The sequence below is a fragment of the Pseudomonas sp. WS 5078 genome (genome assembly GCF_012985745.1).
Taxonomy (GTDB): domain Bacteria; phylum Pseudomonadota; class Gammaproteobacteria; order Pseudomonadales; family Pseudomonadaceae; genus Aquipseudomonas; species Aquipseudomonas lundensis_A.
This window is the reverse complement of the sequence record NZ_JAAQWX010000002.1, coordinates 340,858-358,173: the sequence shown is the minus strand read 5'-3', so window position 1 is coordinate 358,173 and position 17,316 is coordinate 340,858. Positions and strand designations below refer to the sequence as shown.

The window sequence follows — 17,316 nt, the reverse complement described above, 5'->3', positions numbered from 1 at the left end:
AGGATCTCGGCCGAAACGGGAAAACCTGTAAGTTTCTTGATTTCCGACACTTTTTTCACATCGCACTGGCGAAAATCCACAGTTGTAACCCACCCCGCGGCAGCGGTTGCAGACACTTACTTTTCAATAATCAGCCCGGCACGATGCGGGGCTTTATGGGGGAACAATGGATCTTTGGACTGCCGCACAGGCGTTGATACTCGGCGTGGTAGAAGGCCTGACGGAATTTTTGCCAATCTCCAGTACAGGCCACCAGATCATCGTCGCAGACTTGCTCAATTTCGGTGGTGAGCGAGCCATGGCGTTCAACATCATCATTCAGCTCGGTGCCATCCTGGCCGTGGTCTGGGAGTTCCGGCGCAAAATTCTGGATGTCATCACCGGGTTGCCCACCCAACCCAATGCACGCCGCTTTACCGTCAACCTGATGATCGCTGTGTTGCCTGCTGTGGTGCTGGGCATCATCTTTGCCGACACGATTCACGAGTACCTGTTCAACCCCATCACTGTGGCTGCGGCGCTGGTGATTGGCGGGGTGATCATGCTCTGGGCCGAACGTCGCCCGCACGTTATTCACGCCGAAACGGTCGATGACATGACGTGGAAAGACGCGGTGAAGATCGGTTTTGCGCAGTGTCTGGCCATGATCCCCGGCACCTCGCGGTCGGGTTCTACGATTATTGGCGGCTTGCTGTTCGGGTTATCGCGCAAGGCGGCCACAGAGTTTTCATTCTTTCTGGCAATGCCGACGATGGTCGGCGCGGCGGTGTACTCGGGTTACAAATACCGCCATTTGTTTCAGCCTGACGACGTGCCCGTGTTCGCGATTGGCTTTGTGACCTCTTTTGTGTTCGCAATGATTGCTGTGCGTGCGTTGTTGAAGTTTATTTCCAACCACAGTTACGCGGCATTTGCCTGGTACCGCATCGCGTTCGGGATGTTGATTCTCGCCACCTGGCAGTTTGGCTGGATTAACTGGACGGCGGCTTCTGCGTGAACAAATCAGTCCGAGAGCGTCGCGAATACGTGGGCATGCCTGAGCGTGGCAACGGCCCGATCCGTGGGTTGAAGGTAAAACTGGTCCTCTTTGCAGCGCTGTGCGCCTTGCCGGTGGGCGGCGCGGCAACGTTATTCGTTACCGGTGTCAGCCGCGTACCGTTACTGATTTATCTGGTCATGAGTATGCTGGCCTTCGGGTTGTACTGGTATGACAAGCAGCAGGCCAAAGCCGGCCAGTGGCGCACACCGGAGAAGGTATTGCACGGCGTTGAACTGTTGGGTGGCTGGCCCGGCGCGTGTGTGGCGCAGCAACTGTTGCGGCACAAGACGCGCAAGGTCTCCTTTCAACTCTGGTTCTGGCTGATTGTGGCAGTGCATCAGGCGATCTGGATCGATGTGCTGTTTTTGAAAATGACCCTGCTGGACCTTTAGCTCCGAATGAAAACGCGTCAGAGCAGTAACCCGATCTGGCGCTTTTTCGGCAGTTTGGCCACCACCAGTTGGTGGGAGCGGCGCAGCGCGTCTTGCAGTTCCTCGGCGCCCATGGGGTAGGGGGGCTGCATGTTGATCCAGTACGCCCGTGCCAAATACGGGGAGGGGCGTATGCCGGGCCGATCGACATAGCCCAGAAACAATGTGTGATCGACCTTGAACGACAGCCCGTCCTTATTCAGGTTGAACAGCGCAAACATCTTGCTCTGGTCAACGTAGAACACCTGCACACCTCCCCACTTGATGTCTTCCTTGACACCAGGCAAGCCACGGCAAAAATCAGCAATCTCTTCCCTGTTCATCCTGTCGGTGCTCATAGCAGCTTATCTCCACAGCGTTCGAACGATTCAACCAAGTGTTCCATCCAGGCGCGAACGGCGGGCATCACCCCACGACGATGCGGGTAGACGGCATGTAACCAACCCCCCGGTAATGACCAGTTGGGCAGTAGCTGTACAAGTTGGCCGGATTGCAACTCCTGCTCGCAATACATCATGGGCAGTACGGTAAAGCCCAGGCCCGACAGGGTGCAGGCTTTGCGCACGATAAAATCATCAATGCCCAAGCGCGCCTCCAGTACCAGGTCACAGCGGCTGCCCAGCTCATCGAGCATGCGCAAGTGGACCATGCGGTCGGCTTCAAGCGCGCCCAGCACGGGTATTGCCTTCAAGTCGTCCGGGTGTTCGATTGGCCATTGCCGGGCAAATGCAGGGCTGGCGACCATCACGGTTTGCGCCTGGCGCAGACGGCGGGTGGCCAGCAGCGGGTCTTCGTCCCCCAGCTCACGCACACGCAGGGCCACGTCAATGCCCTCTGTGATCAGGTCCACACGGCGGTTGAGCAGCATCATTTCTAGCTGCACATGAGGATAGGTGTGTAAAAAGGAGCTGATGACTTCAGGCATGAACTCATGGGCAAGCCCGACAGGGCATGAAACCCGCAGCGGGCCACGCGGTTCGCTGGACATGCTGGCCACAGCTTCGTCTGCCATTTCCGCTTCCAGCAGCATCGCCTGACAGTGGCGCAGGTAACGCTCTCCTACGGCTGTCAGCTTGAGCTGACGGGTGGTGCGTTGCAGCAGGCGCGCGCCAAGGCGTTCTTCAAGTTCGGCCACGCGCCTCGACAACCGGGATTTCGGAATCCCCAATACGCGTCCCGCCGCAGCAAATCCACCGGCTTCCACCACTTTGGCGAAGTAATACAGATCGTTCAGGTCTTGCATGAAGTGCTCACTGTCCTACAGGTGGGACGAACTATCGCATGAGGCGCGACTTATCGTCGATTGCTTTCATGGGTAGCATCCACACCACTTGATCGCCGGGCGGCGGTCCTCACCTCTGGAGATCATCATGAACGTTTTGCATATCGATTCGAGCATCTTGGGCGACAACTCGGCTTCGCGACAGCTGAGTCGCGCCGTGGTCAATGCCTGGAAAGCGGCTGATCCGAGCATTGAAGTGAGCTATCGCGACCTGGCGGCCGAAGCCATCGGGCACTTTTCAGCCGCTACGCTGGTGGCTGCCGGTACTCCGGCTGAACTTCGCGATGCTGCGCAGTCGCACGAAGCGCAACTGAGCGCCGATACCCTGACACAGTTTCTGGCCGCTGATGCCGTGGTCATTGCAGCGCCCATGTACAACTTCACTATTCCGACCCAACTCAAGGCATGGATTGACCGCATCGCTGTCGCCGGTCAGACATTTCGCTACACCGACGCCGGCCCTGAAGGCCTGTGCGGCAATAAAAAAGTGATTGTGGTGTCGACTTCTGGCGGTTTGCACGCCGGTCAGCCTACCGGGCTTGCGCATGAAGACTACTTGAAGGTCATGCTCGGTTTTATGGGCATCACCGATGTTCAGTTCGTTCGTGCCCACGGGCTGGCGTATGGCGATGACGTTCGCAACAAAGCCATGAACGATGCTCAGGCGCACATTACTGAAGACTTGTTCAGCGCAGCGTAAGCTTTCGGGCACGGCGCCACCCCCTAAACTCTGTATTCTGGCTGTCAGCAAATGGCCCGGGTACGGAGTTTTTTGCATGTTGAGCCAAAAGCCTGGCCTGAACCGTGCATTCCACACCTACTCGGGTTCAGGCCTGAGGCATACCGGCGAAACGCCTTCAACGGTGAGCGATCATGGTGCGTGCGCGTGCACTTCTCATGCTTTTCTTGTTTTGCAGCCCTTGGGCGGTGCAGGCCGAGCCGTCCCTCCACTGGAGTGTCGGGTTTCATCGACTTACGTTTCTCGATCCGCTGGATGAACGGCCGATGCATGCCATCGCCTTCTATCCATCAACGGGTAAAGAAGGGCGCAGCAGGATTGGCACTTATCAAATTGATGCAACCCAAAACGCCCGCATAGCGACGGGCCGTTATCCATTGTTGATGCTCTCCCATGGCAACACCGGTACGCCGCTGGCGTTGCATGACGTGGCCACGGCATTGGCGCGCAAAGGGTTTGTCGTGGTGGCGGTGCTGCACCCCGGTGACAACTATAAGGACCACAGCCGCCTGGGCACGTTGAGTAACTTGTATGGCAGGCCGATGCAGATATCCGCCGCGATCGACGCGACGCTGCGTGACAGGCGCCTGTCGCGGTATGCAGTGCCTGATGAAGTCGGGGTGATTGGCTATTCAGCCGGGGGGGAGACGGCGCTGATCCTGGGCGGTGCGCAGCCTGATCTGGAGCGTCTACGGCGCTATTGCCAGGAACGGCCGGGGGATCGCGATGCGTGTACCAGGCAGGGTGAATTGATTGCAGACCGGGATGATCTTGTTCCGGTGGCGGATGCTCGCGTTCAGGCGCTGTTGTTGCTGGCACCGCTGAGCTTGATGTTCGGGAGAGACACCCTGTCCGAGGTCCATGTGCCCGTGCTGCTTTACAGCGGGGATGGCGACAAACTGGTCTTTCCGGACAAAAATTCTGATGCGCTTGCCCGTAAATTACCCACTGCGCCCGAGTTCAAAATCATACCGGGCGCCGGGCACTTTGTGTTTATGGCGCCCTGCACGGATGAGCAGATGGCGACCATGCCCGGTTTGTGTACCGATGCCGAGGGTGTCGACCGCGAAGACGTTCACCGTGATCTTATCTATGAAGCCGGGCGTTTTTTTCGCCAGTCATTAAGGAGCCGCTCCCACACTGGATTGCGCACGGCAGACCCGTGATGAGGTGAGCGTCCGCGAGGGCCTCAGACGTAGAAAACCCGTCACGGGGACGGGTTTTCTGCACGACGCGGTTCAATCAGGGGAGGCCTGAAATCAGAACACCACACCCTGGCTGCGCAGGTAGTCATCGTATGTACCGCTGAAATCGATCACGCCGCTTGGGCTTAGCTCGATAATGCGCGTGGCCAGCGAGGACACGAACTCACGGTCGTGGCTGACGAAGACCAGCGTACCCGGGTAGTTTTCCAGGGCGAGGTTCAAGGCTTCGATGGATTCCATGTCCAAGTGGTTGGTCGGCTCGTCCATCACCAGAACGTTAGGCTTTTGCAGGATCAGCTTGCCGAACAGCATGCGGCCTTGCTCACCACCGGAAATCACTTTGACCGACTTGAGGATCTCGTCGTTGGAGAACAGCATGCGGCCCAAGGTGCCACGCACCATTTGCTCGCCTTGTGTCCACTGACCCATCCAGTCGAACAGGGTCATGTCATCTTCAAAGTCGTGGGCATGGTCCTGGGCGTAGTAACCCAACTCAGCGGCTTCGGTCCACTTCACAGTGCCCGCATCCGGAGTAAGTTCGTTAACCAGTGTGCGCAGCAGCGTGGTTTTACCAATACCGTTCGGCCCAATGATCGCGACGCGCTCGCCGGCTTCAATGGTGAAACTGAAATCTTTGAACAGCGTTTTGCCGTCAAAGCCTTTGGCCATGTGCTCAACGATGACCGCCTGACGGTGCAGCTTTTTGGTCTGCTCAAAGCGGATAAACGGGCTCACACGGCTGGAAGGCTTGACCTCGGCCAGCTGGATCTTGTCGATCTGCTTGGCACGGGAGGTTGCCTGCTTGGCTTTGGAGGCGTTGGCCGAGAAGCGGCTCACGAACGATTGCAGTTCGTTGATCTGGGCTTTCTTCTTGGCGTTGTCCGACAGCAGTTGCTCACGGGACTGCGTGGCAACCGTCATGTACTCATCGTAGTTGCCCGGGAACAGGCGCAGCTCGCCGTAATCCAGGTCGGCCATATGGGTACAAACACTGTTCAGGAAGTGTCTATCGTGGGAGATGATGATCATCAGGCTGTTGCGCTGGGTAAGCACGTTTTCCAGCCAGCGGATGGTGTTGATGTCCAGGTGGTTGGTCGGTTCGTCGAGCAGCAGCACTTCGGGATCGGAAAACAGTGCCTGAGCCAACAAAACGCGCAGTTTCCAGCCCGGCGAGACTTCGCTCATCGGACCGTTGTGCTGTTCGATGCCAATGCCCAGACCGAGCAGCAATTCGCCCGCACGGGATTCAGCGGTGTAACCGTCCATTTCAGCAAACTCGGTTTCGAGTTCCGCGACCGCCATGCCGTCTTCTTCAGTCATCTCAGGCAGCGAGTAGATACGGTCACGCTCAGCCTTGACCTTCCACAGCTCTTCGTGGCCCATGATCACGGTATCGATCACGGTGAATTCTTCGTACGCGAACTGATCCTGACGCAACTTACCCAGGCGCACATTCGGCTCGAGCATCACCTGGCCGCCCGACGGTTCAAGATCGCCACCGAGGATTTTCATGAAAGTGGACTTGCCGCAACCATTGGCACCGATCAAACCATAACGGTTGCCTGCGCCGAACTTGACTGAAACGTTCTCGAAAAGCGGCTTGGCGCCGAATTGCATCGTGATGTTAGCTGTGGAGATCAATTACTTTACCTATCAATAGCTTAGAGAGCGCGTATTTGGGCTGGGGCCCAACAAGTGGTACCCATTTGGAGTGACTCAGGCTCACGCCGGTCGGGGCTTGAGTCGATCCAACGCGCATAAGTCGACAGCAACATTGGGACACTGTGGCCAAGCTGCTGAGAAATGAATGCGGGGTTTCATGCCAGACATGCCGCGCATTGTCGCATAGGTGGGACGCCAGATGCACTGCGGCCGGTCGCGCAAGACCCAGTTTTCAAGGGGCAATCGTTGATTGCCTGGAAAACGCGATCGTTCAGGTTTTACAACGGGGGAAGGTGGCTGAACAGGGGATAAGCATTGGCACGCCTGTTGTGTCCCGTTCAGCCTTCTGATGCCGTGGCAGTTTAGGGGTTTATTGGTAGGGCGCGCAGGGCTTGAAAGCCTGACACTTCAGCGCGTGTTTATTACCCACCGATTTCGTGCTGCGCCCGGTTCAACCGGGGCTGGCCCGCACGGCTAGGGCATGGCTGGGGTTGAATCCTCCCTGGCCTAACCACTGTGCAAGTTCACTGGCGGTTAGGGGGTGGGTGATCAAATACCCCTGAGCTTCTGAGCAACCCCACTCGGTGATCAGGCGCAAAATATCGTGATTTTCAACGCCTTCAGCCACCACGCGGTAATTCAATCCTTTGGCCAGCTCGATCAGTGTTTTAACCAAGCGTCGGTCTTGAGGGCTGGTCAGAAGTGTCCTGACCAGCGACTGGTCAAGTTTGACCGTCTGCGCAGGCAGTTTTCGCAGGTACGCCCAATTGCTGTAGCCCGTGCCAAAGTCATCAATGGCGATGTGCAGGCCCAACGTTCGCGCGCGCTCCAGTTCGTGCATGACGGACGCGGGTTTTGACATCAAAATGCTTTCAGTCAGTTCCAGCTCGATCATGTGGGGCGCGAGGCGTCCTGTTGTGATGGCGTCTTCTATCGTGTCGACAAACTTGGTGTCTTGTAAGTCGCTCACCGTCACGTTCATCGCAATGCGTATCTGTAAACCTTCAGACGCCCATGCGCGTGCTTGCTGGATGAGTGCGTCTAAAACCCAAAAAGTGATGGACTGCATCAAAGCGGTCTTTTCAGCCAGCGCAATGAACTCCGCAGGACCGATCGCGCCTAGCGTGGGATGGTTCCACCTTATGAGGGCTTCAACACTGTCACAGGCCAAATCGGGCAGTTTTATTTTTGGGTGATACACCAGGCTGAGTTGATGATCGCTACAAAGGGCTTCATTAAGCGAGCTCAAAATCATGAAAGCACGGCGTTGCGCTGCGTCCAGTTTAGGCTCATAGAGCGACCAGCCTGTGTTCTGGTCCCTGGCAAGATCCGCAGCACTGACAACGAGCCGTAACCAGTCTTGATCTTTTTGCGATGCGTCAACGATGGGCAGCACCCCCATCCCGATTTGCATCAGGATGGGGATATGCTGGCACTCAACTGGCGTTTTGAAGTCGTCAATGATTTTTTGGCACACACTGTCTATGCAGGTGTGTTGGCCAAGAATGAAACCGAAACGGGTCGGGCTAATTTTATAAAGCAGCGTGCCGGCCGGTATGAGGTGTTGCAACCGTGCTTTGATGGCCAGTATCAGGTCCTGCGCAAAGCTATACCCCAGCGCTTTGACCACATCGTTGAGTGATTGGGGGGCGATCACGTCGACTGAATACACCTGGCACTTTTTATCACTGGCGATGGATTGCCGAATATCTTCTTCAAAGCGCAGGCGATTGAAGAGCCCGGTGGGTTGATCAACAAAATTGCGCGAACGGACGCTCAGAATTCGCATCATGGTCAGCTCTGCAAAATCCAACAACATGGCCTTCTGGGCCGAGCTCATTGGCGCTCGGGGGCACGTGTCGATAATGCAAAGGCTTCCCAGGTTAAACCCTTCAGCCGTTATCAGCGGGGCGCTGGCGTAATAACGAATATATGGGCTGCCTGAGACCAGCTCGTTAGCGTCGAAACGGGGATCTTGAGTGGCATCGAGGACCTCAAAGAGCGTGTTGTGCGTAAGGGTATGGGCACAAAAAGACAAGTCTCGCGGGGTTTCGCGCCTGTCGAGCCCGACATACGCCCTGAACCATTGCCGGTGTTCTTCTACGATGGAGATCAATGCAATGGGCACGTGGAAGTAAGCAGAGGTCATGGCGACTATTTTGTCGAACACCTCGTCTGCCGCTTCCTGAGGAGGACAAAGCTCGGCTACACGCCTGAGACGCCTGAGTTCATACGGATCCAGCCCTGCATGCTCATCCATCACGTTCGCTCCGTACCCGCGACTTGTACAAGGTTCATAAATTACCGTGACCCCAGAGCAAAGGCGATGACTTTTGTCAACAACGCGCCGTTGGCTGGGCGCAAGGGACAGTGGCGGCTGCCGTTCTCGCGTCATCCAGTGGTTGCCCGTCAGGGCGCTGTAAGTGACGGCCATCGGTGTGTGAGGGCTTCATCCAGGTAGCTCAGAAAGGCCCTGACTTTAGGGGTCATGGCTTCTCGACTTTGCACGCAGGCATAAATGTCCAATGGCTCGGCGTAGGACTCGCTGGGGGCATGCGTGCGTTGCAGCAACGGGATCAACTGGCCAGCGTCGATGTAAGGTCTGGCCACGAATTCAGCGAGGCGCGCAATGCCAGCGCCGTGAATGGCCATTTGAGCGAGTGCATCAATGTCGTCACTGATGGCCGTGATATTTAGTGCTGCGTACTGATGCTGACCCTCGCTGAAAAATCCCCAGCGCAGAAAACGCCCGTCCAGGGGATACCGAAAACCCAGGCAGGCATGATGGGCCAGCGCATTGAACGACTCTGGCCAGCCTGCACGCTCCAGATAGGCCGGGGCCGCGCACACAATAAACGGAACGCAGACCAACTTGCGCGCCACGATGCCATCTTCCAGTTGGGGCCTGATGCGCAGGCTCACGTCAAAACCGCTTTGAATGTGATTGATTTTGCCGTCCGTGGTGCACAGTTCGAGGGTAAGGCGCGGGTAGCGGGTGGCGAACTCTGCAATCAGCGGGGCCAATACATGGCGGCCGAACGCCGATGTAGAGGCAACGCACAGACGTCCTTGTAAGTCTTCGTCAGCCTGGGTGATAGCGGCTTGAGCCGACTCAAGATCAAAGGCAATGCGCTGCACCTTTGCGTAATACAGTGCACCACGTTCGGTCAGCGCCATGCTGCGGGTGGTGCGCTGCAAAAGCCGTGTGCCGAGGTGGGCTTCAAGCCGATTGAGGGTTTGACTCACGGCAGCAGCGCTCACGCCCAGTCGCTTGGCTGCGCCTACCACCGAGCCTGTCTCAACCACTTTGATAAAGCTGTCGATGGCAGCCAACAGGTTCATGTGCACATCCCTGCGTATCGATTCGTAAGTTTTTGTTTATAAAGCATGCACGCCAGGCCGTCTACTGAACAGGCGGGTGTGTTGGTAAGGTGCGTCACTGCTCCGGTACAGAATCCTCAGAGGCACACCATGAATTCAAAATCCCGCTCCTACACCCTTATGTTTAAACCCTCACGGTTGACGGCTCGCGCCACGCCGTACGTGTTCGCCTTTTACATGTCGTCTATCATGGCGTTCTTGATGTCGTTGGTGATTACGGCGGCCAATTCCGGAATAGGGCCGAACTACCTTAGTAATGCTTTGCACGCGTATCGATTGGCCATGCCCGTGGCCTTCCTGTGCATTCTGGTGGTTCGCCCCGTGGTGGGGAAGTTGGTGGCCCTCACGGTTCATCCCCAGCGCTGATATGTGCTATTGCTTGACGCACGGCATGGAGCCGTTTCAAGGAGTGAACATGCAGGGCAAACATCGCTTCGCCATCCTTCATTGCGCTTTCGCGGCGGTTGCTTTAACAGGCTGTGCCCATAATCCGCAATTTTCCGGGCAATCCGTTACCGATCCAGTGCTGCGCCAGGATGTGATGAAAAACGTCGAGCTGCTATTTTCGGCCATGACGCAATGCCGCTCTATTGACGCGGTAAACACCTCCATTACAGGGATCCATCAATTGCCATCAGGGGCAGTGGAGCGCGCCAGCGAAACCTGGGACGTGACCGGGTGCGGGGTGTCCAAGGCCTACACGGTTGAGATGCGCTCGGATGCCAGAGGCGAAACAGACTTTTCGGTGTCGCCACAGCGTTGATCGCTATGGCGCCAAGGTTTTATGACCTGCGGCAACGGCATAACGGCCAAAGACTGCTTTACTGGTCCGCATGACGTTTGGGCACCCGGTCCTCCTGCCCGTCAGGACGGGTGCAACAGATTTCAATTCGGATAAAGGAAAGCCACTATGAAAGCGCTCACCTATCAAGGCCCCGGCGAAAAAGCCTGGGCCGACATCCCCAAGCCCGTTATCGATAAACCCACCGACGCCATTGTGCGAATTTTGCACACCACCATCTGCGGCACAGACCTGCACATCCTTAAAGGCGATGTGCCGGCAGTGACCCCCGGCCGCGTGCTCGGGCATGAAGGGGTCGGGGTAGTCGAAGCCGTTGGTCCGGCCATCCGTAATTTCAAACCCGGCGACCATGTGCTGATTTCCTGTGTAACGTCCTGCGGCAGTTGCCCGAACTGCCGGCGTCAGATGTATTCCCATTGCGCCGACGGTGGCTGGATCCTCGGGCACCTGATCGACGGCACGCAGGCCGAATACGTGCGAATCCCCCATGCCGATAACAGCCTGTATCCCGTGCCTGAAGGCGCCGATGAAGAAGCGCTGGTGATGTTGAGTGACATTCTGCCGACCGGCTTTGAAATCGGCGTGCTCGCTGGCAAGGTCAAACCGGGCGACAGCGTGGTGATTGTCGGGGCGGGCCCAGTGGGCATGGCAGCGTTATTAACGGCCCAGTTTTACTCCCCCGGCCAATTAATCATGGTCGACGCAGACAGTAACCGCCTTGAAGTGGCCAAGCGGTTTGGCGCAACCCACGTCATCGATATCAAGACGGAAAACGCCGTTGAGCGGATTTTTGAATTGACCGGCGGGGTGGGGGTGGATGTCGCCATCGAGGCTGTCGGCATCCCGGCATCTTTTGACACGTGTCAGTCAGTGATCGCGCCGGGAGGCAATATAGCCAATGTCGGGGTGCACGGTAAAAGTGTTGAGTTGCACCTTGAAAAGTTATGGATTCAGAACATCACTATTTCAACGGGACTGGTGAATACCAACACCACACCACTGCTGATGAAAACGGTGCAGTCCGGCAAAGTTGACGCGGGGAAACTGATTACTCACCGCTTTGCACTTAACGACATTCTTCACGCCTACGAAGTCTTCGGTAACGCCGCCAAGGAAAAAGCCATGAAAGTCATTCTTTCGCAATAATTTAAACCTTCAGGTGCCTGTTGCCGTTAATAAGCAGGGCTGTTTGGGTGAATGAGGCAGCGCCGTGAGCCTGTGTAAATCAGGCTCACGGCATGGCATGTGTGCGCTTTCGAAAAGTCCGGCCAAGTCAGATGAAAGACGTGATTTATACAGTTTTGGTTATTTCTTTAACTTGTTGATTTACAGCGCTTATTTAATTCAAAACAGTGTTAGAAGGCGGGTTTTGTGACGCGTTTTTTTGACAGGTTCCCCAACCACAACTATGTTCCATGCGGCGGAACTAACGTCATTGCCAATTTGATAATAGGGAATTATTCATATGAAAAAGCACCTCCTGATTCTCGGTACTGCAAGCTTGGTTGCACTGTCGACACTGGCGCAGGCTGCTGATACCAAACAACCTGTCTCTCAGTGGACGTGTGAAAGTTTCCTGGCCGTTGATGAAAGCTTCCGACCCACCGCAGTGGGGTTGGGCGAAGCAGTCAATAAGTCCGGCAAGGTTGAAGATGCAGTGCTCGACGTTGCAGGTGTCGAGAAAATTACCCCACTGATCGTCACGGCTTGCGAGAAGGACAAGAAAGCCAGCTTCGTGCAAAAACTCAAGGAAGAATGGTCGAAAGTTAAAAAAGACATGTAACAGTCCCGGCCTGTACTTGCTGTGAGTACAGGCTTTCCCTCTTGTGCCTGCCCGTAGCATTCGCGCCCCGCGCACTCAATCTTCTTTGAATTTCTCTGGCTGCTGACGTTCTACATCCTTGCAGCCGGTCTTCAGCGGGTTCAGCCCGTAGTAGACTGCCCGCATGCGTTTTTATTTGTCAGGGGAATCTTATGTTAATCAGGTCATTGGCCGAGCTTGATCGCATTCGGGACGAATGCAAGTCCATGGTCACCAAGCGCTCTGCGGTCTCTGCGGGTGCTGCGGCCGTCCCCATCCCCGGGCTCGACATCGGCACCGATGTGGCTTTGCTGGTGGAAATGCTACCCGCCATTAACAGCAAGTTCGGGCTTACACCCCAGCAAATCGAGCAACTGGATACGCGCTCCAAACGACTGATCGTCGTAGCGGCTTCGGGCATCGGCAGCGAGATTATCGGCAAGTTTGTCAGCCGGACCCTGGTGATGTCGCTGCTGCGCAAGATGGGCGTCAAAGTCGCCACCAAGTCCATCACTCGCTTCATTCCCTTGGTTGGACAGGCCGTGGCAGCTACCATCAGCTTTGGGGTCATGAAAATGGTCGGCAACGACCACATTGAGGATTGCTATCAAGTCTGTCGTCAGGCGCTGCTTGACGAGGCCAAGCAATCCACGGTGATTGAAATCGGCCCCGAGGATTACCGCCACGTTGATTCACCAACTCACCCGTAAACCCAGGGACCCGCTGAGTCCTTCTTGGTTACGGCTGTCGATGTTGGCGCTGTAATCGGTACTTGCATACACGCTGACGCCGGGATGAAGCCGGGCGACGATGCCAGCACCAATGTCCATGGTGCTGGAGGTGTGGTCCGTGCGGGTTACCGGTTGCGCGTCGTAACGGGTGGTGTCATTGCCGCCGAAGCTGCGCCACAGGTTGGTGCGTACGTAAGGTTCGACGGGCACGTTGGCGATTTCATAAGCGCCTTTTAGACGTGCGCCTACACGGCCTTTCAGATAGTCCTGGGTGTCGAAACCCACGTTTGAAATGCCATCTTGCGCGCTGTCCATCTTCACCCGTTGGCCGATGATTTGAGCTTGAGGTTCGATTTTCCAGCGATCAGTAAGGGCGAGGGGGTAACCGGCTTCTACCGACAGACTGACACCATGGCCGTCCAGATCCAGTTTGACGCCTCGTTCTGAACGGCTGCGTCCATCAAAACGGGTACCCAAGGCCACTACGTCTAGGTAGGCGGACTGCGGACCGATCAATGTCCAGTAAGCGCCAAGGCTGTCGCCGTCCAGTCGAACATCGCCGGCCTTGTTGTCCTTAAAGCCCAGATTGAACCCTCGAACATCGCCGTCTAGTCGTGCATGGCTGACGAACAGGCCAGCGCGCTGCCGGTAGCCGTTGGCATGGCTATAGCCATAAAGGTCATGACCGACCTGATAGCCATTGATTGAGCCGTCGAAACTGGGTGTAACAGTACCTGACCAGCTCTGGCGCATTGAGTTACCAAAGGCACGCACCCATCCGCCGGGCAGGGCACCGTCCTCCCTCAGCAGGTTCTGATCACCCTGACGCTCATGAAACGTGCCCAGCGTAGTTTGGGCCAATAAAGCAGCCACAGGGGGCACCACGGCATACAGCGGCACTTCCTGCCGGTACAAGACGATGCTTTCACCGGGTGCCGCAACCGGCAGGGGCGGGGTGCCCATCGCGGGGGTTGGAGGAGGCACGGGCAGGGGTTGTTGGGGGGTGGGTTGTTCTGGCGTTGGCTGTTGCGGCACAGCTGCGACCGCTGACGGTGCCACCACGCTGGAGCGCAGGTACCAACTGTTTTCACTGCCCGCCGTCACCCCGCCTTTGAACAGGTAATACTGATAGGCGCCTGCCGAAAGGGGGCGGCCCAATGTAAACGCGCCTGCACTGCTGACGGCACCCTGATTGGCTTCAACCACTTGAATACCGTTTTGAGTCGTCAGCGCGCCCATACCGCCGGCATTGGTCACGTTTATTGAGGTGGTGCCGCTGATAGTGCCCGTGGAAACGATCAGCCTGTCCGAGGGGGCGTTGTCGCCAGCCAAAACGCTTTGCAGGTTGAGTCGCGCGCCGTCGCCCGTGTAGTTGCCTGCGATGGTCAACTGATCGGTCACCGACGTACCGCTGGAGGTGAGGTCAATCAACCCGGCGTTATTCACACTGACTTTTTGCCCGCTGGCATAGGCGTTAATTACGCCTGGGCTGGAGCCGATCCGGCTGGTGGCATCGAGGGTGAGAACGCCAGTCCCCGTGGTGCTGTCGCCCAGCGTCAGGGTGTCGTTGAGTGTCAGGCTAGAAGTCTGTGCGAGGTTGATGGTTTCCCAGTTGATATAACGTGCGCCGCTTTCAGGGCTGCTGTTTTCGACGCTCAGCTTGTCTGCCCCCGGCCCGCCATCGATGGCCGGGGTGGAAGACAAGAGTGTTTCGGTGAGGTTGCCCAACACCGCCGTGTCGTTGCCGTCGCCCATCAGCACAGCGCCCTTGAGGGTCCCTGCGTCGCGCCAGACAAAGCGGTCGTCGCCAACGCTTAGCCGGATTTCCCCTCCCACCGTGCCGCCGGTGACCGTGACGGAATCATCCCCACCGCTGACACTGATATTGCCGCCAATGCTGCCACCGGACAGGATGATGGTGTCTCTGCCAAATGCTGTGACCAGGTTGCCGGTGATGTTTCCGCCCGACATGTCGAAGATGTTGTTGTCCAGTTTCATGTCAACCCGGCCGATACTCCCGCCCGTCATTTTTGCCACATCCCCATCTTCGAAAGCGCCCACGATGGTGCCGCCGGTCATCAGGAATGTGTCCCGCCCATCACCCTGTGCCAGCGACTGGACCTGCCCGCCCGTCATCACAAAATCGTCAATGCCATCGCCCTGAATGACGGCCCCGGTGATCAAGCCGCCGTGGACAGTGATGCGATCAGCGCCCGCTCCAAACGTGACGGGGCCATTGATAGTGCCGGAACTGTTGGCGGGCAGGGTCAGGGCGTTATTCCCAGACAAGTCGATCAAGGATGGCGCACTGTCGCTGTCACATACATAGCTGTCATCGCCCGGTGTCGGACTGAAGCTGCAGGCAGCGTGGGCGTCGTGCAAGGCAAGGCTCAGCACCGAAAAGGCGAACAGTTGGCACGTACGACTGCGGGTCATGGGCACCCTCCTGAGTATTTAATGGATCCATCTACATGCGCCGTCACGGCGGCCGGTCGAAGTAGATGTGGTTATAAACCCAATGAAACCCCCGGATAAGCTGTCAAAAGTGACAGCTTGTGGCGATTTTTCTCGCGTTGTTTACTGACAGGCTAGGTGATTGAGGTCCGCAATCCGTCACTGCGCATCAGAGGTACTCAGGGGAAGCGCAATAATTCCGACGTTTTAAAGCGAACCCGCTGACCCAAATGCGATCCAACGGTGACTGAATACGGCATAAGGAACGCACCATGAAACCCATCATTTACTGTGGTCTTTTGCAGATGCTGGTCAGTTGTGGCGTAACGGCACACGCCGAGCCACGGGTTGTTGATGCGGCTTTGGCGCAGAACACGATCGTCACCAGCCCCCCGCCAGTTGACAACACCTTGCGCCGTATCAACCCCAATAGCCGCCAGGGCAGCACCTCCAGCGCTCCCCCCGTGCGCGGAGCCACTACCTTGCCAGCGCCGTCCGTACCTACCCTTGAAAATGGCCAGATCCGCAACGGATATCCGCGCCCCACGACACCGCCCGCGACACTCAAGCCCACGGCGCCGTCACTGCAACGGCAAAACGCGCGTTAATCACCCAAGGAGCGACAGATGCTGAGGAAAACCCTGCTGGCAGCGCTGTGTGCCACATCATTACTCACCGCAGCGATGATGGCCCACGCCCGAAATTTCACCTCTGAAGAAGGCGTTGTCACTGTCGACAAAGTCGTCGGGGGGCTCAGTCATCCGTGGGCATTGGCATTCTTGCCGGAAAAACAGGGCATTCTGGTGACCGAAAGGCCTGGCAATCTGCGGGTTGTCAGCCCTGATGGTCAATTGTCTGCGCCGTTGGGAGGCGTGCCCGAGGTATGGGCGAAGGGGCAGGGCGGCTTAATGGACGTCGCGCTATCACCTGACTTTCGCACAGACCGAATGGTCTACGTGACGTACGCCGAAGGTGGGGGTGACGGCGGTACGGCGGGCACCGTGGCGGGCCGAGGGCGGTTGTCGGACGACTTGACGAAATTGAGCAATTTTCAGGTGATCTTCCGACAGGAACCCAAACTATCAACGGGTAACCATTTCGGCTCTCGGTTGGTGTTTGATCGGGACGGCTACCTGTTCATCGCATTGGGCGAAAACAATCAGCGTCCGACAGCCCAAGACCTCGACAAGCTGCAAGGCAAAGTCGTGCGTATTTATCCGGACGGGCGTGTGCCGGATGACAATCCGTTTGTAGGCCAGGCCAATGTACGCCCGCAGATCTGGTCTTATGGGCATCGCAACCCACAGGGTGCTGCGTTAAACCCTTGGACCGGCACGTTGTGGACCCATGAGCATGGGCCAAAAGGCGGGGACGAAATCAACCTGATCGAACGCGGCAACAATTATGGCTGGCCTATGGCAACCCATGGGATTGACTACTCCTCCAAACCCATTCCGGAAGCGCAGGGCGCGGCGGTCGAAGGCATGAAAGGGCCCAATCATGTCTGGGAGCAATCCCCGGGTATAAGCGGCATGACGTTTTATGACGCCACTCGGTTTACGCCCTGGCAACACAATGTGTTCATTGGGGCATTGGCTGACCAAAACCTGATCCGCCTGCAACTGGACGGGGACAAAGTCGTGCATGAAGAGCGCCTGCTGGGCGAATTGAAGTCGCGGATTCGCGACGTGCGGCAAGGTCCGGACGGTTATCTGTATGTGCTGACCGATGAAAAAGACGGTGTGCTTTATCGCGTGGGTCTGCAGTAGCGTGCAAGCATCCGCGGGCG

General features: G+C 57.0%; 17 protein-coding genes and 1 pseudogene. 11 read left to right on the top strand and 7 right to left on the bottom strand.

The window, feature by feature from the left end; genetic code table 11:
* The first annotated feature begins 166 nt into the window (after positions 1 to 166).
* Both HBN68_RS04880 and HBN68_RS04875 read left to right on the top strand, forming a co-directional pair.
* Entirely contained in the window at positions 167 to 997 is an 831-nt protein-coding gene (locus tag HBN68_RS04880) for an undecaprenyl-diphosphate phosphatase (protein ID WP_169962937.1), read from the top strand.
* 35 nt (positions 998 to 1,032) lie between these two features.
* Positions 1,033 to 1,431: a DUF1294 domain-containing protein gene (locus HBN68_RS04875; protein WP_094994527.1), complete on the top strand. Its 399-nt coding sequence runs from the start codon at positions 1,033 to 1,035 to the stop codon at positions 1,429 to 1,431.
* 17 nt (positions 1,432 to 1,448) lie between these two features.
* Here HBN68_RS04875 and HBN68_RS04870 read toward each other — a convergent pair whose 3' ends face one another.
* Both HBN68_RS04870 and HBN68_RS04865 read right to left on the bottom strand, forming a co-directional pair.
* Positions 1,449 to 1,808: an MmcQ/YjbR family DNA-binding protein gene (locus HBN68_RS04870; RefSeq protein ID WP_249275387.1), complete on the bottom strand. Its 360-nt coding sequence runs from the start codon at positions 1,806 to 1,808 to the stop codon at positions 1,449 to 1,451.
* A complete protein-coding gene (locus HBN68_RS04865) occupies positions 1,805 to 2,713 on the bottom strand; it encodes a LysR substrate-binding domain-containing protein (RefSeq protein WP_169962935.1) in 909 nt (302 codons plus the stop codon). The genes HBN68_RS04870 and HBN68_RS04865 overlap by 4 nt, the downstream gene beginning before the upstream one ends.
* A 127-nt stretch (positions 2,714 to 2,840) precedes the next feature.
* Here HBN68_RS04865 and HBN68_RS04860 point away from each other — a divergent pair, with 127 nt between their 5' ends.
* Together HBN68_RS04860 and HBN68_RS04855 are read left to right on the top strand one after the other, a co-directional pair.
* Entirely contained in the window at positions 2,841 to 3,452 is a 612-nt protein-coding gene (locus HBN68_RS04860; RefSeq protein WP_094994487.1) for an FMN-dependent NADH-azoreductase, read from the top strand.
* 173 nt (positions 3,453 to 3,625) lie between these two features.
* On the top strand, positions 3,626 to 4,657 hold the full coding sequence (locus HBN68_RS04855) for a dienelactone hydrolase (protein ID WP_169962934.1): 1,032 nt from the start codon (positions 3,626 to 3,628) through the stop codon (positions 4,655 to 4,657).
* Positions 4,658 to 4,750: 93 nt separating this feature from the next.
* Here HBN68_RS04855 and HBN68_RS04850 read toward each other — a convergent pair whose 3' ends face one another.
* The 4 genes and pseudogenes from HBN68_RS04850 to HBN68_RS04840 all read right to left on the bottom strand — a co-directional run bounded on the left by HBN68_RS04850 (position 4,751) and on the right by HBN68_RS04840 (position 9,700).
* Entirely contained in the window at positions 4,751 to 6,337 is a 1,587-nt protein-coding gene (locus HBN68_RS04850) for an ABC-F family ATPase (RefSeq protein ID WP_094994485.1), read from the bottom strand.
* A 20-nt stretch (positions 6,338 to 6,357) separates the two neighbouring features.
* A pseudogene (locus HBN68_RS22110) lies at positions 6,358 to 6,553 on the bottom strand (site-specific integrase); the annotation flags it as partial.
* Between the two features lie 256 nt (positions 6,554 to 6,809).
* The gene (locus tag HBN68_RS04845; RefSeq protein ID WP_169962933.1) at positions 6,810 to 8,618 is read right to left on the bottom strand and encodes a GGDEF and EAL domain-containing protein; all 1,809 of its coding nucleotides are present in this window, start codon (positions 8,616 to 8,618) and stop codon (positions 6,810 to 6,812) included.
* Between the two features lie 149 nt (positions 8,619 to 8,767).
* Positions 8,768 to 9,700, bottom strand: a complete 933-nt coding sequence (locus HBN68_RS04840; RefSeq protein ID WP_094994483.1) for a LysR family transcriptional regulator — start codon at positions 9,698 to 9,700, stop codon at positions 8,768 to 8,770.
* 129 nt (positions 9,701 to 9,829) lie between these two features.
* Between HBN68_RS04840 and HBN68_RS04835 the strand changes: the two genes are divergently transcribed.
* The 5 genes from HBN68_RS04835 (at position 9,830) to HBN68_RS04815 (ending at position 13,052) form a co-directional block, all read left to right on the top strand.
* Positions 9,830 to 10,105 (top strand): DUF2798 domain-containing protein, encoded by a 276-nt coding sequence (locus HBN68_RS04835; RefSeq protein ID WP_094994482.1) that lies wholly within the window; start codon positions 9,830 to 9,832, stop codon positions 10,103 to 10,105.
* 25 nt (positions 10,106 to 10,130) lie between these two features.
* Complete coding sequence (locus tag HBN68_RS04830; RefSeq protein ID WP_262373428.1) at positions 10,131 to 10,502, top strand: hypothetical protein; 372 nt, start codon at positions 10,131 to 10,133, stop codon at positions 10,500 to 10,502.
* 147 nt (positions 10,503 to 10,649) lie between these two features.
* A complete protein-coding gene (locus HBN68_RS04825) occupies positions 10,650 to 11,687 on the top strand; it encodes a zinc-dependent alcohol dehydrogenase family protein (protein ID WP_169962932.1) in 1,038 nt (345 codons plus the stop codon).
* Positions 11,688 to 12,006: 319 nt separating this feature from the next.
* Positions 12,007 to 12,324 (top strand): acid-activated periplasmic chaperone HdeA, encoded by a 318-nt coding sequence (gene hdeA, locus HBN68_RS04820; RefSeq protein ID WP_094994480.1) that lies wholly within the window; start codon positions 12,007 to 12,009, stop codon positions 12,322 to 12,324.
* A gap of 191 nt (positions 12,325 to 12,515) precedes the next feature.
* Complete coding sequence (locus tag HBN68_RS04815) at positions 12,516 to 13,052, top strand: hypothetical protein (protein WP_047274694.1); 537 nt, start codon at positions 12,516 to 12,518, stop codon at positions 13,050 to 13,052.
* On the opposite strand, the gene HBN68_RS04810 is transcribed toward HBN68_RS04815, so the two are convergent.
* Positions 13,035 to 15,509, bottom strand: coding sequence for an autotransporter outer membrane beta-barrel domain-containing protein (locus HBN68_RS04810; protein ID WP_169962931.1), 2,475 nt, complete (start codon positions 15,507 to 15,509; stop codon positions 13,035 to 13,037). The genes HBN68_RS04815 and HBN68_RS04810 overlap by 18 nt on opposite strands.
* Positions 15,510 to 15,799: 290 nt before the next feature.
* Between HBN68_RS04810 and HBN68_RS04805 the strand changes: the two genes are divergently transcribed.
* Both HBN68_RS04805 and HBN68_RS04800 read left to right on the top strand, forming a co-directional pair.
* Positions 15,800 to 16,135, top strand: a complete 336-nt coding sequence (locus HBN68_RS04805; protein WP_169962930.1) for a hypothetical protein — start codon at positions 15,800 to 15,802, stop codon at positions 16,133 to 16,135.
* An 18-nt stretch (positions 16,136 to 16,153) separates the two neighbouring features.
* On the top strand, positions 16,154 to 17,296 hold the full coding sequence (locus HBN68_RS04800; protein ID WP_169962929.1) for a PQQ-dependent sugar dehydrogenase: 1,143 nt from the start codon (positions 16,154 to 16,156) through the stop codon (positions 17,294 to 17,296).
* The last annotated feature ends 20 nt before the right edge of the window (positions 17,297 to 17,316 follow it).

Bases quoted from the DNA above. Each gene is read 5' to 3' on its own strand.
- HBN68_RS04880 (WP_169962937.1), top strand. From the start codon at position 167: ATGGATCTTTGGACTGCCGCACAGGCGTTGATACTCGGCGTGGTAGAA.
- HBN68_RS04875 (WP_094994527.1), top strand. From the start codon at position 1,033: ATGCCTGAGCGTGGCAACGGCCCGATCCGTGGGTTGAAGGTAAAACTG.
- HBN68_RS04870 (WP_249275387.1), bottom strand. From the start codon at position 1,808: ATGAGCACCGACAGGATGAACAGGGAAGAGATTGCTGATTTTTGCCGT.
- HBN68_RS04865 (WP_169962935.1), bottom strand. From the start codon at position 2,713: ATGCAAGACCTGAACGATCTGTATTACTTCGCCAAAGTGGTGGAAGCC.
- HBN68_RS04860 (WP_094994487.1), top strand. From the start codon at position 2,841: ATGAACGTTTTGCATATCGATTCGAGCATCTTGGGCGACAACTCGGCT.
- HBN68_RS04855 (WP_169962934.1), top strand. From the start codon at position 3,626: ATGGTGCGTGCGCGTGCACTTCTCATGCTTTTCTTGTTTTGCAGCCCT.
- HBN68_RS04845 (WP_169962933.1), bottom strand. From the start codon at position 8,618: ATGGATGAGCATGCAGGGCTGGATCCGTATGAACTCAGGCGTCTCAGG.
- HBN68_RS04840 (WP_094994483.1), bottom strand. From the start codon at position 9,700: ATGAACCTGTTGGCTGCCATCGACAGCTTTATCAAAGTGGTTGAGACA.
- HBN68_RS04835 (WP_094994482.1), top strand. From the start codon at position 9,830: ATGAATTCAAAATCCCGCTCCTACACCCTTATGTTTAAACCCTCACGG.
- HBN68_RS04830 (WP_262373428.1), top strand. From the start codon at position 10,131: ATGGAGCCGTTTCAAGGAGTGAACATGCAGGGCAAACATCGCTTCGCC.
- HBN68_RS04825 (WP_169962932.1), top strand. From the start codon at position 10,650: ATGAAAGCGCTCACCTATCAAGGCCCCGGCGAAAAAGCCTGGGCCGAC.
- hdeA (WP_094994480.1), top strand. From the start codon at position 12,007: ATGAAAAAGCACCTCCTGATTCTCGGTACTGCAAGCTTGGTTGCACTG.
- HBN68_RS04815 (WP_047274694.1), top strand. From the start codon at position 12,516: ATGTTAATCAGGTCATTGGCCGAGCTTGATCGCATTCGGGACGAATGC.
- HBN68_RS04810 (WP_169962931.1), bottom strand. From the start codon at position 15,509: ATGACCCGCAGTCGTACGTGCCAACTGTTCGCCTTTTCGGTGCTGAGC.
- HBN68_RS04805 (WP_169962930.1), top strand. From the start codon at position 15,800: ATGAAACCCATCATTTACTGTGGTCTTTTGCAGATGCTGGTCAGTTGT.
- HBN68_RS04800 (WP_169962929.1), top strand. From the start codon at position 16,154: ATGCTGAGGAAAACCCTGCTGGCAGCGCTGTGTGCCACATCATTACTC.